This window comes from Microbacterium sp. CSI-V (assembly GCF_001984105.1).
In the GTDB taxonomy this organism is placed as follows: Bacteria; Actinomycetota; Actinomycetes; order Actinomycetales; family Microbacteriaceae; genus Microbacterium.
Map to the genome: position 1 here is coordinate 973,673 of NZ_MTQM01000009.1, position 12,739 is coordinate 986,411.

General features: G+C 66.7%; 15 protein-coding genes and 2 pseudogenes. 12 read left to right on the forward strand and 5 right to left on the reverse strand.

Annotated features, from left to right (window positions below):
- Positions 1-44 precede the first annotated feature (44 nt).
- The 3 genes and pseudogenes from CSIV_RS18750 to CSIV_RS15525 all read left to right on the forward strand — a co-directional run bounded on the left by CSIV_RS18750 (position 45) and on the right by CSIV_RS15525 (position 3,062).
- Positions 45-692, forward strand: coding sequence for a hypothetical protein (locus CSIV_RS18750; RefSeq protein ID WP_077052238.1), 648 nt, complete (start codon positions 45-47; stop codon positions 690-692).
- 15 nt (positions 693-707) lie between these two features.
- A complete protein-coding gene (locus CSIV_RS18755; RefSeq protein WP_077052239.1) occupies positions 708-1,577 on the forward strand; it encodes a HEPN domain-containing protein in 870 nt (289 codons plus the stop codon).
- Between the two features lie 308 nt (positions 1,578-1,885).
- Positions 1,886-3,062 (forward strand): annotated as a pseudogene (locus CSIV_RS15525) (IS3 family transposase).
- Between the two features lie 14 nt (positions 3,063-3,076).
- Here the strand turns inward: CSIV_RS15525 and CSIV_RS15530 are convergent.
- Positions 3,077-3,547 carry a hypothetical protein gene (locus tag CSIV_RS15530; protein WP_139340731.1) on the reverse strand — a complete coding sequence of 157 codons (471 nt, stop codon included), beginning with the start codon at positions 3,545-3,547 and terminating at the stop codon, positions 3,077-3,079.
- A gap of 120 nt (positions 3,548-3,667) precedes the next feature.
- Here CSIV_RS15530 and CSIV_RS15535 point away from each other — a divergent pair, with 120 nt between their 5' ends.
- Positions 3,668-5,599, forward strand: a complete 1,932-nt coding sequence (locus CSIV_RS15535; RefSeq protein ID WP_077052243.1) for an AAA family ATPase — start codon at positions 3,668-3,670, stop codon at positions 5,597-5,599.
- A 40-nt stretch (positions 5,600-5,639) separates the two neighbouring features.
- Positions 5,640-5,750: pseudogene (locus CSIV_RS18795) on the forward strand (LLM class flavin-dependent oxidoreductase); the annotation flags it as partial.
- 56 nt (positions 5,751-5,806) lie between these two features.
- Here the strand turns inward: CSIV_RS18795 and yiaA are convergent.
- A complete protein-coding gene (gene yiaA, locus CSIV_RS15540) occupies positions 5,807-6,271 on the reverse strand; it encodes an inner membrane protein YiaA (protein ID WP_139340766.1) in 465 nt (154 codons plus the stop codon).
- 259 nt (positions 6,272-6,530) lie between these two features.
- Here yiaA and CSIV_RS15545 point away from each other — a divergent pair, with 259 nt between their 5' ends.
- The 3 genes from CSIV_RS15545 (at position 6,531) to CSIV_RS15555 (ending at position 8,101) form a co-directional block, all read left to right on the forward strand.
- Positions 6,531-6,812 (forward strand): GlsB/YeaQ/YmgE family stress response membrane protein, encoded by a 282-nt coding sequence (locus tag CSIV_RS15545; RefSeq protein ID WP_077052245.1) that lies wholly within the window; start codon positions 6,531-6,533, stop codon positions 6,810-6,812.
- A gap of 123 nt (positions 6,813-6,935) precedes the next feature.
- Positions 6,936-7,421 carry a hypothetical protein gene (locus CSIV_RS15550; protein ID WP_077052246.1) on the forward strand — a complete coding sequence of 162 codons (486 nt, stop codon included), beginning with the start codon at positions 6,936-6,938 and terminating at the stop codon, positions 7,419-7,421.
- Complete coding sequence (locus CSIV_RS15555) at positions 7,418-8,101, forward strand: nucleoside/nucleotide kinase family protein (protein WP_274519547.1); 684 nt, start codon at positions 7,418-7,420, stop codon at positions 8,099-8,101. Before CSIV_RS15550 ends, CSIV_RS15555 begins: the two co-directional genes overlap by 4 nt.
- On the opposite strand, the gene CSIV_RS15560 is transcribed toward CSIV_RS15555, so the two are convergent.
- Positions 8,098-8,787 (reverse strand): hypothetical protein, encoded by a 690-nt coding sequence (locus CSIV_RS15560; RefSeq protein ID WP_077052247.1) that lies wholly within the window; start codon positions 8,785-8,787, stop codon positions 8,098-8,100. The two genes, CSIV_RS15555 and CSIV_RS15560, sit on opposite strands and share 4 nt — an antisense overlap.
- An 89-nt stretch (positions 8,788-8,876) precedes the next feature.
- Here CSIV_RS15560 and CSIV_RS15565 point away from each other — a divergent pair, with 89 nt between their 5' ends.
- From CSIV_RS15565 to CSIV_RS18760, 4 genes are read left to right on the forward strand one after another with little or no spacing between them, the layout of a single operon-like run.
- The gene (locus tag CSIV_RS15565; protein WP_077052248.1) at positions 8,877-9,239 is read left to right on the forward strand and encodes a GntR family transcriptional regulator; all 363 of its coding nucleotides are present in this window, start codon (positions 8,877-8,879) and stop codon (positions 9,237-9,239) included.
- On the forward strand, positions 9,236-10,132 hold the full coding sequence (locus tag CSIV_RS15570; RefSeq protein WP_077052249.1) for an ABC transporter ATP-binding protein: 897 nt from the start codon (positions 9,236-9,238) through the stop codon (positions 10,130-10,132). Before CSIV_RS15565 ends, CSIV_RS15570 begins: the two co-directional genes overlap by 4 nt.
- On the forward strand, positions 10,129-10,857 hold the full coding sequence (locus CSIV_RS15575) for a hypothetical protein (protein ID WP_077052250.1): 729 nt from the start codon (positions 10,129-10,131) through the stop codon (positions 10,855-10,857). The genes CSIV_RS15570 and CSIV_RS15575 overlap by 4 nt, the downstream gene beginning before the upstream one ends.
- A 55-nt stretch (positions 10,858-10,912) precedes the next feature.
- On the forward strand, positions 10,913-11,803 hold the full coding sequence (locus tag CSIV_RS18760) for a GNAT family N-acetyltransferase (RefSeq protein WP_077052251.1): 891 nt from the start codon (positions 10,913-10,915) through the stop codon (positions 11,801-11,803).
- A gap of 3 nt (positions 11,804-11,806) precedes the next feature.
- On the opposite strand, the gene CSIV_RS18495 is transcribed toward CSIV_RS18760, so the two are convergent.
- Together CSIV_RS18495 and CSIV_RS18155 are read right to left on the reverse strand one after the other, a co-directional pair.
- On the reverse strand, positions 11,807-12,331 hold the full coding sequence (locus CSIV_RS18495) for a hypothetical protein (RefSeq protein ID WP_077052252.1): 525 nt from the start codon (positions 12,329-12,331) through the stop codon (positions 11,807-11,809).
- Entirely contained in the window at positions 12,324-12,680 is a 357-nt protein-coding gene (locus tag CSIV_RS18155; protein WP_139340733.1) for a hypothetical protein, read from the reverse strand. Before CSIV_RS18155 ends, CSIV_RS18495 begins: the two co-directional genes overlap by 8 nt.
- Between the last annotated feature and the right edge of the window lie 59 nt (positions 12,681-12,739).

Here is a 12,739-nt window from a genome sequence, read left to right on the forward strand (position 1 = left end):
CGCGCTCAGGACGTCGCTACGGTAGCCGAGGGGAAGGGGCTCACATGGACGACGCGACACTGGACGAGGCACAGGAGTGGTCGGGGCAGTGGTGGTTGCCGGACGAGACGGACGCGTTGAGGTCCGGTGTTCTTTACTACGAGCCGGAGAGGGGCCTCACCCTCAGGACTGTTGGGGGCTGGAGCACTCGCATCCGGCACGTCTTCGAAGGCGGCGGGCTTTCCATGGATCAGGGTCGGCGCGGTCCGATCCCGGTCATCCACGGTCGGGCTGAGGGCAAGCAGGTCACCCTTCTCCACGTCGAGTCCGTGAACGCACGCGGCATCGATCCGTCGACGTGGCAGCCGAGCGCTCAGGTGCTGGAGGTGCAAACCGCGCTCGTCGGGTGTCATCTAGGTGGGGAGGACGAGCAAGAATTCATCGCAGGCACGGTGTTCGCAGAGCACCTAACGGCGTGGTCGGGCCTCGGAGGCATGCAGCTCAACTACGACCTCAAGGACGAGGGAAAGGCTTTCAGCGGCAGCGGGAACATCACTATCGCTCCCACCACACCGCTCGAAGCTGCGCTCGACGGCGCGAAGGCGAAGCTCTCACTTGTCCACACTTTGCCGCACGGTGAACGCACGCGCGGCGGGCTGATCGGTCGTGTGACGGAGCAAGCGAAGATCGAATACACGCCCGACGAGCCCTAGTCCCTCGAATACTTCATGGAACTGTGGACCTCGACTATGCACCTGCTGTCACTGTCGACGCAGACGGCTAATGCGCTCATCCGCACTACTTTGCACCTGCCGCCCGATGAAGGGCGTCGCGAACGCCACCCCGAGTGGACTGAGCGGCGCGCCATCGACGTGTACTCCCACTGGTTGAAGGTGGCCGAACCAGGCAAGAAGGAGAAGTACCCGCGCCCATTCATCCTCACGCTCGCCGACGTGCCGTTCAGCGAGTTACTCCCCCGGTGGATGGAGGTCAAGGACCGCTTCGCCCCGACCCGAGCAATGATCCTCGGACTGCGCTACGCGGAGGGCGGATACCTGGAGCCGCGCGTAATCACGGCGGTCGGTGCAGCGGAGTCGATGCACCGCGCGCTCGACCCCGCGCCGCCGATACCCGACGACGAGTTCAAGGTCATTCGATCACTGCTCCTCGATACCGTGCCGGTGGAGCGGAAGCAATGGCTTCACGGGTTGCTCATCCGCAATGAGCCCAGCCTAAAGATGCGTTTGGCCGATCTGATCGAGCGGCTTGGCGAGGTGGGCACGTCGGTTGTCCCCGATCCGAAGAAGTGGATCAAGGCTGCCGTCAATGCCCGCGATACGCTCGCGCATGTGGGCCGCACCTCTGACTACACACTCCACGAACTGCACGCCGTAGTCGAGGTAACTGCCGCGGTCGTGGTGCTGAATCTGCTGCACGAGTTAGGGGTACCCGAGGAGCGCATGCTCACCGCTGTGACAGACAAAGGCACACTGTCGCAGGCGGCTCGCCTTGGCCGCGAGTACTTCGCGGTGGACGAGGCAGAGCCGCAAGCACCTGAAGAGACTCCGGACAGCGCGCCGGCGTCGGAACTCCGCTGACGATGAGAGCGCGGCTGGCGCGGACCGCCTCAGGACGTCTCGGCGTGCGGCGATTCGGTGCGGGTAAGCCTGCGCCAAGACGAAGAACTAGTGCAGATACCCTCCGCGCGAGGGGTACGTTCCGAGCACGTTCTCGTTCATAATCGCCTCGATGGCGTCTCGAACGGAAGGCGACTTGAGGTCGAGCGATACGAGGCGCCCGTCCTGATCCTAAATAAAGGACTCGACGCGGGCGAAGGGGTCTGCTGCACGGATAGGTGACATCTGATCTGGCTTGCCCCGAGGGGTGGGCCTGGAAGGATGCCATCGTGCCCAAGCCTTACCCGAAGGAGTTCCGTGACGACGTGGTGCGCGTCGCGGAGAACCGTGAGCCCGGCATGACGATCGAGCGGATCGCCGCCGATTTCGGTGTTCACCCGATGACTCTCACGAAGTGGCTCGCCCGATCGCGTGCCGAGAGGACCGCCTCCGAGGCGGGCTCGCCGTCGCCCAGCGACCGCGACGCCGAGCTTCGCGAGTTGCGCCAGCGCAACCGGCTGCTCGAGCAGGAGGTCGAGGTGCTGCGCCGGGCGACGGCGTATCTGTCACAGGCGCATCTGCCGGGAAGAGGCTCTACCCGCTCGTGAAAGAGCTCGCCTGTGACGGGATCCCGTCACGGTGACGTGCCGGGTCCTTACGCTCGCCCGCCAGCCCTACTATCGCTGGCTCACACAGCCCATCACCGAGTCGGAACCGGTGGAGGCCTATCGCGCGAATGCGCTGTTCGACGCGCATCGCGACGACCCCGAGTTCGGGCATCGCCTCCTCGCTGACGAGGCCCGGGATGTCGGGAAGGCGATGTCGGATCGGACTGCGTGGCGGATCGCGTCCGAGAACGGCTGGTGGTCAGCGTTCGGTAAGAAGAAGGCACGCGGTAAGGGCCGCAAGGCCGGCCCGCCCGTTCACGACGATCTCGTGCAGCGGGAGTTCACCGCCGACGCTCCCAACCGGCTCTGGCTGACTGACATCACCGAGCATCGAACCAGCGAGGGCAAGCTCTACCTCTGTGCGATCAAGGACGTCTTCAGCAACAAGATCGTCGGTTACTCGATCGACTCACGGATGAAGTCCCGCCTCGTCGTGACCGCGATCGATAACGCCGCCGCGCTGCGCGGAGACGTCGCCGGCTGCGTCGTACATTCCGACCGCGGGTCGCAATTTCGATCTCGGAAAGCGATTCATGCCCTGGCCCGTCACCGCATGGTCGGGTCGATGGGCAGAGTCGGTGCCGCGGGCGACAACGCCGCTATGGAATCGTTCTTCAGCCTGCTGCAGAAGAACGTCCTCAATCGACGCTCCTGGGCCACCCGTGAGCAGCTGCGCATCGGGATCGTCACCTGGATTGAGCGGACCTACAACCGACGCCGCAGGCAAGACCGCCTCGGCCGTTTGACGCCTGTCGAGTTCGAGACCATGATGACCAAGACCCTGGCCCTCGCGGCCTGACTAACCCCTGTCACCTATCCGTGCAGCAGACCCAGCCGCCTGCGAGCAGCGCCGTCTCGGTCGATGGTGGGACCGCTTGCCTCGCCGGCCTGTTCCATCGTCACGTGTCCTGCTTCGTGATGCATTAGCCGGGTTACATGGCGGTTACGCAGGTCGTAGTCGAATGATGGATCCGTCTGTGGCTCGAAGTAGTACTCGGGGACCAAAACGTGGATCCCCTCATCGACTTTCATCACCTTCGCTCCGACCTCGCCGTCCCCCCGCTCGCTGGTGTATAGGTGCCTCACCTCTATGGGGAAGCGATGGCGGACGGAGCGCACGAAATCTCCCGTGATAACGAGCGCAGTACGGTCCGGCTCGAGTGCAGCCCGCGTGACAATCTCCATACACTCGGCCAGGCAAGACCCTTCATGCCTGCCGAGTAGTGATCCAGCTGCCGAGTACTCAAATCTGACCTCAACTGCCGCCGCAGCACGCGCATCCATAGGTGGAGTTTGCCAGCCTAGGCAGACGCCATCGTTTCCCGACACGGGGATCAGCCGAGCCGCCGCCTGACGCGCAAATCGGGTGATGCCTCGACCAGGTCACGAATCTATGCTGGAGCTGTGAAGCTCATCGAGGCGCGGGTCCGCATGTTCCGAAACGTCATTGACAGTGGTGCCATCACCTTCCAAGACGATGTCACAGCACTCGTCGGCAAGAACGAGTCAGGCAAGACCGCCCTCCTCATGGCGCTGCATCGCCTGAACCCTGCCAACGGCGAGCATGAGTTCTCCGCACAGCACGACTATCCCCGATGGCGCTACACGAGAGACCGCAAGAACGGCGAACTGGATGACGCTCGCCCAATCGAAGCGAAGTTCAGGCTAGACGCTGCTGATCTGAGCGCTCTCGAAGAGCGGTTCGGCGCCGGGGTCCTACCGTCAGGCGAGTTCACGTACTACAAAACGTACGGCAAGGGAGTCATGCGGCTCCTGGACGTGGACGAGAGCGCCGCCCTCAATCACCTCTTCTACATTCTGAGCACGTCTGAAGAGCTGAAGCGCGAGCTAGGTACGTTGGATCTGGGCGAGGCACGCTCGCGCGCGGAAGCGCTCGTCACGAAGCTCAAGGGCTCTGAGGAGGCCGCTGAGACAACAAAACGAAACCTGTTGCAAGAGTTTGTGGACGAAGCAGAGGCCATCGCCCCTAGTGGCAAGGCCCTACGGTCCCATGTTGCAGACTTCCTCGTGCAACGGATGCCGAGGTTCTTCTACTTCAGTGACTATCAGACGCTGCCTTCTCGCATCGACCTGCGATCCATCACCGCGGAGGACGAAACCCCCGGGGCCTCTGCGAATCAGACAGCACGTGCGCTCATTCGACTGGCAGGCGCGGACACCTCGAATGTGCAGGCAGACGACTTCGACGCTCGCAAGAGCGAATTGGAGGCAGCTAGTAACGAGCTGACCCAGCAAGTCTTCGAGTACTGGACGCAGAATCAGAACTTGTCGGTCGAGATCGACGCTGATAAAGAAGTGGTGGGCAACGGAGGCTATCAGTCAACGGTTGTCCGCTACCTAGAGGTTCGAGTCAAGGACAGCCGTCACGGATTCACCGGAAGTTTTGACCAGCGATCGAAGGGGTTCCAATGGTTCTTCTCGTTCTTCGCCGCCTTTTCTGAGTTCGAAGACCTCGGCTCGAAGGTAGTCGTTCTATTAGACGAACCGGCCATGTCTCTGCATGGTAAGGCGCAGGCAGATTTCCTTCGATTCATCAATGAGCGCCTGGGTGCACAGTCCCAGGTTGTGTACACAACGCACTCGCCTTTTATGGTCGAACCTCACAGAGTCGAGCGCGTTCGCATCGTGGAGGATCGAGGCCCCAAGACGGGATCAGTCGTCACGGCGGACGTTCACACGGTAGGTGACGATGCTACGTTCCCGTTGCAGGCGGCGCTTGGGTACGACATCGCTCAGAACCTCCTCATCGGACCCGACAACCTGCTGCTCGAAGGCGGGAGCGATGACGTATACCTCCGCATCCTCTCAGACCACCTGCGCTCGAAGAACAGAGAAGGTCTCGATCCTCGGTGGCGTGTAATAAGCACACGCGGCGCCACCAACATGCCCGCCTTCGTGTCGCTCTTCAGCGAGCTCGATGTCACGCTCCTGATAGACGGCACATCGAAGTCAACGGGGAGACTAGACGAACTAGTGCGCAACAAGTCGCTGCCCGCGAAGCGAGTCATCAGTACAAATTCGGTCTGCTCGGTGAGCCCGAGCGACATCGAGGACCTGTTCACCCCTGCCGAATACCTGAAGCTGTACAACGGAGCTTTTGGAACAAGTCTCAAGGCCAGCGACCTCAACGGTAAGGACCGCATCCTGGCAAGGATTGGTCGAGCCGAAGGCGAGCCGTTCACTCTCCACGGCAAACCAGCCGAGCACCTCCTCCGAATGCCGGACCGGAACGCTTTTCTCAAGTCGCTTAGTGCAGGAACTCTTGATCGCTGGGAGCAGCTATTCAAGGCCATCAATAAGACTCTCTCGGCGTAGAGTCCGGCCTCTTTTTGGCTCTGTGTTGGTGATACACGCTATGACCATCCCGAGCCAGATGGGGGTGGAGTTCAACCTCCGCCTCATCGAGAACTTCGCGACGCACGTCGCGCCCGCCCTCGGCTGGCAGTCGACCCTCGCGGCCGTCTGAGCGAACGACGGAGCCCCGGATGCCATGGCATCCGGGGCTCTTCGTCTGTGGGGCGATCAGATGCCGGGGAATCCCGGTGTCCGCTCGACCGGTGCCGGATCGGGGTGCACGACCCGGAAGGCGGCGATATCGCGGACGTTCTTCTGCACCGCGACCACGGCGAACAGGCTCATCGCGAAACCGATCCCGTAGAACCCCTTCTCCGACAGCAGGAGCTCGGCGTTCCACAGTCCGATCGACATGAGCGCCAGGGCCGCGAGCAGCATCGCCCACGCGACGCCCAGGTACGCGCCGGTCACGGGCACGTCCTCCGCGCGGTCGCGCACGGCCTTCTGGACGGAGATGGCGGCGAAGAGGCCGAGCAGGAAGACCGCGAGGAAGTATCCCTTCTCGGCGAGTTCCATGTGGGCGTTCGCCAAGCCGATGAAATACACGGAGGCACCGAGCCCCAGCGCCACCCACGAGGCCCCGACGAACGCGGCGGTCGGCCGTCCGATCTCGAGGTGCGTCTGCTGATCCATCATTGGGTCCAACCTTCCTCTCGGGCCTCGCGGACGAGGCATATGCATTTCGAGGAAGGTAGCGGCCAGCGCATGCGACTACAGCCATATGCATGTCTCTCGGACCGTTTTCCCGCCCATGGGCGCGGAAGCATAGTCAGTCGATCCCCGGGGCTCAAGGGCACGCGGCCGGCGCCTCCCTCGGCCTAACGTCTCCGAGGCGCTCCATCCAGCAGGAGCGCTGTGCCAAACCCCGGCACCTCGCAGCAAGGAGAACATCATGCTCTGGACCATCCTCGGTCTCCTCATCGTCGGCCTCATCGCCGGCTTCATCGCTCGCGCCGTCATCCCCGGCAAGCAGAGCATGAGCATCCTCATGACCATCGTCCTGGGAATCGTCGGCTCGTTCGTCGGTGGGTTCCTCGGATTCCTCGTCTTCGGCAGCGACCCGATGGGCGGATTCCTCCAGCCGTCGGGCATCATCGGCTCCATCATCGGCGCGATCATCGTGCTCGGGATCTACGTCTTCGCCACGCGCGGTCGCAGCGCCCGCACGCGCTGACATCCGCCGCCGGATGCCCCCGCCGCCTCGGCTCACGCCGGGCGACGGGGGCATCTCGCGTGTCGGACCACGGGTGGCATCCGAGTTCGTGACGGTGACCGTGCCGCACCCTATGCTGACGCCGTGAACCCGACACGTCGAACCGCCCTGCTCTCCCCGGCGCTCGCGCTGGTGCTGACCGCCATCCTCAGCGGGTGCGCGGGCGGCACCACGACCGCGGATCCCGCCGCGAACTCCTCCGCCGCAGCGCCCTCCGCCTCCGCCGCGATCGTCGAGACCCCGGCGCCCGCCGACCCGAGCGCTCCGGCGGAGAACTGCATCCCCTCCGACGTCACGGCCGCCGGCATCCCCCTCGTGGACGGAACCGTCGTGTGCGACCTCGTGCGCGGGGAGCTGAACGACGGGACGCTGTCGATCGTCATCCAGGTCGGCTCGGTCGACGAGGGATTCTCGCAGGCGACGAGCGCGCTCACCGCGGCCGGCTACAGCGCAGGCGTCACCTCGCCCGAAGCGTCCAATTTCACCAATGGCACGTACACGGTGCTGGTCTCGGTCACCGAACAGGACCCGTACGGGGCCGTCGTCACCTACGCGCTGTCGCCGGCGTGATCGCGGCACCCGAGGGGATCCGGGGCGTTCCCGACCGTCCCCCGGGCACGACGGTCGCCGCCCTCGCCGATCGCGTCGAGCGGGCGGCATCCGGATCTCCCCGCTTCCTGCTCGGGATCGCGGGAAGCCCCGGCAGCGGCAAGACGACGCTCGCCACGCTGCTCGTCGCCGAACTGAACACCCGGGACCCCGGTACGGCAGCGGCGCTGCCGATGGACGGCTTCCACCTCGCCAATGCGACGCTCGACCGGCTCGGCCGCCACGACCGCAAAGGTGCGATCGACACGTTCGACGGCTGGGGCTTCCTCGCGCTCCTGCACCGCGTCCGCACCGAGACCGAACACACGGTGTTCGCGCCGAGCTTCCGCCGCGAGGTCGACGAGGGCGTCGCGGGCGAGATCGCGATCGATCCGGACGCGCGCGTGGTCGTCGTGGAGGGCAACTACCTGCTCGTCGACGACGGCCCGTGGGCGCGCGTGCGCGCCGCGCTCGACGAGGCATGGTTCTGCTCCGCACCGGACGCTGTTCGCGAGGCGCGCCTCGTCGAGCGGCATACACGGCACGGCCGCACCGTCGAGGCTGCGACGGCGTGGGCCCGGGATGTCGACGGAGCCAACGCCGCACTGATCGAGGCGACGCGCGTCCGGGCGGATCTCGTCGTGTCGGGAGAGATCGCCTAGGCGACGGCGAGCGTCGACACCGCGAGGTCGAGGACCGGCAGGACGTCGCGGTCGAGGACGACCGTGCAGACGACCCGCTGGGCGACCTCGAAGCCCACGGCGTAGACGAACGGGTCGGTATCGATGTGCAGCGCCGACCGCCGCTCCCCGTCGACCACCAGCGACGAGGGCGCCACGGCCGAGTGTGCGACCTCGCCGGCGAAGTTCACGCCGATCTGAGTCGGCAGCCCGAGCTGCTCCCGGAACGAGTTCCGCAGCACATGGTTCGCGTGATGGACCAGCTGGCTCGACACCGTGGCATCCTGACGCTCCGAGCCGTAACGGGCGGTGCGCACCGCCTCCTGCAGCATCGGGTAGCGGAACAGCTGCGCCGTCTCGACGATCCAGGCGGGGCGTGGCCATGGCGGCTCCTCCTCGATCGACCGTCGCGTGCGCTCATTGAGTTCGCGCTCGTTGCGCGGGTCTGCGTGATTCTCCGGATGCCGCCAGAAGGTGTAGCCGAACGTCACCGCCCACTCCTCCTGCGCGGAGCCGAGTCCTCCCTCGACGAAACCGGCGATCGGTAGCGGCGAGAGCGCGGGCTGCGGCGTCAGCTCCATGACCGGGAACGGCACAGCGCGCACCCGCGCGTCCGCGGCCAGCCGCGGGTCGGGGGCGTCCTGCGGGATCACTCCGGCGAACTCCATCCCCTCAGCGTGCCGCCGACGACGCGGTATTGACATCCCGCACGCCACCTCCTAGGTTCATTACTCAAGTAACTAACCCAAGGAGTCCGATGCTCGACGACGGCAAGCCGATCTTCATCCAGATCGCGGAGTCCATCGCCGACGGCGTGCTCGCCGGCAGCTACCCGGAAGGCACGCAGGTCCCGTCGACGAACGAGCTCGCCGCCTTCCACCGCATCAACCCCGCCACCGTCGGCAAGGGTCTCGGACTCCTCGTCGACCGCGGCATCCTGCACAAGAGGCGCGGACTCGGCATGTTCGTCAGCGAGGGCGCCCGCCAGCGACTCCGCGACGAACGCACCACGGCCTTCCGGGCCGGGTTCGTCGCGCCGCTGCTCGTCGAGGCGCGTTCACTCGGCCTCGACCTCACCGACATCCACCGCATCATCGATCAGGAAGGGGCATCCTCATGACGCAGCCCGCCGTCCGCCTGTCGGGGGTGTCGCGGCGCTTCCGGCGCACGCGGGCCCTCGACGACCTCACCCTCGACATCCCCGCCGGCTCCATCACCGGTCTCCTCGGTCGCAACGGCGCCGGGAAGACGACGCTCATGTCGATCATCGCCGGACACGACCGCCCGTCGACGGGATCCGTGGAGGTGTTCGGCAACGACCCGTTCGAAGACGCCCCGACGATGTCCTCCATCAGCTTCGTCCGCGACAACCAGCGCTACCCCGACGAATTCACACTGCGACAGGTACTCGAAGTGGCTCCCCTGTTCCACGCGGGCTGGAGCGCCGACATCGCCGAGCACCTCGTCCACGGCTTCCGCCTCCCTCGCAAGACGGCGATCAAGAAGCTCTCCCGGGGCCAGGCCTCCTCGCTCGGGATCGTCCTGGGGCTCGCCTCGCGCGCTCCGCTGACGATCTTCGACGAGCCCTACCTCGGACTGGATGCCACGGCCCGCCGGTTCTTCTACGACACCCTCATGCAGGACTATCTGGACCACCCGCGCACGATCCTCGTCTCCACGCACCTCATCGACGAGATGGAACCGCTGCTCGAGCACGTCGTGATCGTCGACGAAGGACGCCTGGTCCGGACCGCCGCCGCCGACGACCTCCGCGGAAGCGCCGTCACCGCCAGCGGCCTGACCAGCGCCGTGGAGGCGCTGACTCCGGGGCACCGCGTCCTCCAGCGACGGACGATCGGCGGTCTCACGTCCGTCGTCCTCGAGACGCCCGCCGACGAGGAGCTCCGAGCCGAAGCCGGTCGTTCGGGCGTGCAGCTCACGCCCGCCACCCTGCAAGACCTCGTCGCCGCCTACGGCGTCGAGTCCGAGTCGCTGGAAGGAACGCGCGCATGACCACCCTCACCGCCACCGCTCGGCGCGGCGCCACTCCGCTCGACGTCCTCCGCCTGCACTTCTCGCAGCGCGGCCTGCTCCTTCGGACCCCGCCCCTGATCATGCTCGTCGTCTTCGCACTGACCGTCGTCTTCGCCGTGATCTTCGTCCGGATGGGCTCCGTGCCCGGCAGCAGCGAGTGGGTTCAGAACAGCAGGAGCAACGCCGCCGTCTTCTGGGCCCTCCCGGGATTCTTCGGCTGGCTCGGCGTACAGACGGTCTCGTTGACCTTCCCTCTCGCGTTGTCTCTGGGAACGACCCGCCGGACATTCGTGATCGGCACGGTCCTGAGCCACGTCGCGATCTCCCTCTATGTCACGGCGATGCTGCTCGTCCTCCTCGGCATCGAGCTGGCGACGGGGCACTGGTTCTTCCACATCTACATGACCGACGTCTGGCTCCTCGGCGCCGGTGATCCGTTCCAGCTCGCCGCGACAGCGTTCCTCGCGACGCTGACGGTCCTTTCGGTCGGCGGTTTGTTCTCCGCCGCCTGGGTGCGGTTCGGGGCGCTCGGGCCGATCGCCCTCGCCGCGGTGCTGGTGCTGGTGCTGGGCTTCACCGCGATCCTGGTCATCCCGTTCGCGGCCGACGCCCAGCCCTGGTGGGCCGCGCTGGCCGCCGGGATCGCCATCGCCGCCGCGGTCCTCGGGCAGTACGCGCTTCTGCGCCGCGCGTCGGTGCGCTGACCGTGGCCGCAGCGCTGCGGGGCTCACGTCCGGGCCCCGGCCGGGAGGCGGATCCGTGTCGTTGCACCTGACGCCCCTCGCCGCCGCGGGAGCGGACCGCGACGACCTCGTCACCTTCCTCACCCGCAACGTCTTCCCGTTCCATGTACGTCCGCGGACCACCGCGGGACAGGCGGGTGCGGCGATCGACGCCGGGCGATGGGGCGACGACGAGATCGAGACGTTCTGGATCGACGACGAGGAGCGCGGCCGGGTCGGCGTCGTCCGCCTGGACGATCTCGCCGACGCGACGGCGATGGTCGATCTGCGACTGGGCGAGCAGCACCGGGGGTTCGGTCTCGGGGCCGCCGCCCTCACCGCGGCGACGGACCGCGTCTTCCGGGAGCACCCCGGCGTCATCCGCCTCGAGGGTCAGACGCGCGCGGACAACATCGCCATGCGCCGGACCTTCGAGCGCTGCAGGTGGGTTCTCGAGGCGCACTATCGCGACGGCTGGCCGGTCGCGGACCGCGAGCCCGTGGCATCCGTCGCCTACAGCGTGCTGCGCCGCGACTGGGCGAACGGCACGACGACACCCGTGCAGTCGTTGGTGCCCGACGATCGGGCACGGGTCATCGCCGCGGCGTGGGCGGCCGAGGAGCGGCTGCTCACGCCCGGCGTCCGCGGCGACTCGGCCGCCCTGCGCCGGCTGCTCGCGGAGGACTTCGTCGAGATCGGCCAGTCCGGACGCCGCTGGACACGTGACGACATCATCGCCGCGCTGGTCTCCGACCCCGGTCGTGGCGACGGCGAGCTGAGCGAGCGCGAGGCGCGACGGCTCGCGCCCGGACTGGTGCTGCTGCAGTACCTGCTGCGCTTCGACGGACGGAACAGCCGCCGCGCGTCGATCTGGCGCTGCGAGCCCGAACCGCGGTGCGTGTTCCACCAGGGCACGTCGGTTCCGTAGCCCTCACCGCGGCGGCGGCACCGGCATCGTGCCGTCGAGCGTCCACCCGTTCTCGTCCACGGCGCCGGCTCCCGGGCGCTCCGCATCGCGACGCCGTGCCTCGGCATCCGCGTACAGCAGCTTGACGAGACCGCGCTGCCGCCACATCTGCTCGCGCGAGTACGCGTCTTCGTACATGACGAACGCGCCCCCACCCGTACGACGCCGGAGCTCGGCGAGCCACGGGACGTACGCCGGATCAGGGACGGTTGCCGAGGGGTACGGCTGCGCGAGTTCGATGAGGCGGTCGGTGATGGCATCCACGGTCCACTCGGTGCGACCGTCGTGGAAGAGGTCCCACTTGCCGGCGCTGGAGTAGGCGAGGAGGGCGTTCTGCTCGTCGTCCTGACCGGGTTCCGGGACAGTGACCCGACACCGCCAGTGACCCGTGGCGTAGTGGTTGGCAACGATACGGATGCCGTCGAACCCGCGCTCGTGGGCGCGGGCGACCGCCGCGACGAGGGCGAATTCCGATCGGGTCTCATTCATGTGCGGGCCTTCCGACGGGGAGGCCTCCACCGTAGGCGAGCGCGCCTGTGGACAGCCGCCGCGCGATGTCGGAGGTTCGTGGCAGCATGTGTGCATGCCTGATCGGCCGCCCGTCTTCGACGATCGGGAGGATGCCGTCCTCACCGACGCCGTCGCCGCGCTCGTCGAGAGCGAGCGGGCGCTGGCCGAGCTCGATGCGGCCCGCGTCGTGCAGTTCGCCGCCGCGATGCGGGTCGCGCTCGAGCGGTCGAAGCACCGCCCGCGCGCGGTGCAGGAACGCGAGATGGCGCTGCGGTCCATCGCGGCCGAGATCGGCGTGGCGCTCCGCTGGAACGACCGCACGGTCCAACGACGCCTCGGCGAGGCCGTGCAGCTGGTCGACGACTTCCCGGCGACGCTGCGGGCTCT

What these genes read in the sequence shown, in the direction of transcription:
- CSIV_RS18750 (WP_077052238.1), top strand. Translation starts at nt 45, where the DNA reads ATGGACGACGCGACACTGGACGAGGCACAGGAGTGGTCGGGGCAGTGG.
- CSIV_RS18755 (WP_077052239.1), top strand. Translation starts at nt 708, where the DNA reads ATGGAACTGTGGACCTCGACTATGCACCTGCTGTCACTGTCGACGCAG.
- CSIV_RS15530 (WP_139340731.1), bottom strand. Translation starts at nt 3,547, where the DNA reads ATGGATGCGCGTGCTGCGGCGGCAGTTGAGGTCAGATTTGAGTACTCG.
- yiaA (WP_139340766.1), bottom strand. Translation starts at nt 6,271, where the DNA reads ATGGATCAGCAGACGCACCTCGAGATCGGACGGCCGACCGCCGCGTTC.
- CSIV_RS15545 (WP_077052245.1), top strand. Translation starts at nt 6,531, where the DNA reads ATGCTCTGGACCATCCTCGGTCTCCTCATCGTCGGCCTCATCGCCGGC.
- CSIV_RS15560 (WP_077052247.1), bottom strand. Translation starts at nt 8,787, where the DNA reads ATGGAGTTCGCCGGAGTGATCCCGCAGGACGCCCCCGACCCGCGGCTG.
- CSIV_RS15565 (WP_077052248.1), top strand. Translation starts at nt 8,877, where the DNA reads ATGCTCGACGACGGCAAGCCGATCTTCATCCAGATCGCGGAGTCCATC.
- CSIV_RS15570 (WP_077052249.1), top strand. Translation starts at nt 9,236, where the DNA reads ATGACGCAGCCCGCCGTCCGCCTGTCGGGGGTGTCGCGGCGCTTCCGG.
- CSIV_RS15575 (WP_077052250.1), top strand. Translation starts at nt 10,129, where the DNA reads ATGACCACCCTCACCGCCACCGCTCGGCGCGGCGCCACTCCGCTCGAC.
- CSIV_RS18495 (WP_077052252.1), bottom strand. Translation starts at nt 12,331, where the DNA reads ATGAATGAGACCCGATCGGAATTCGCCCTCGTCGCGGCGGTCGCCCGC.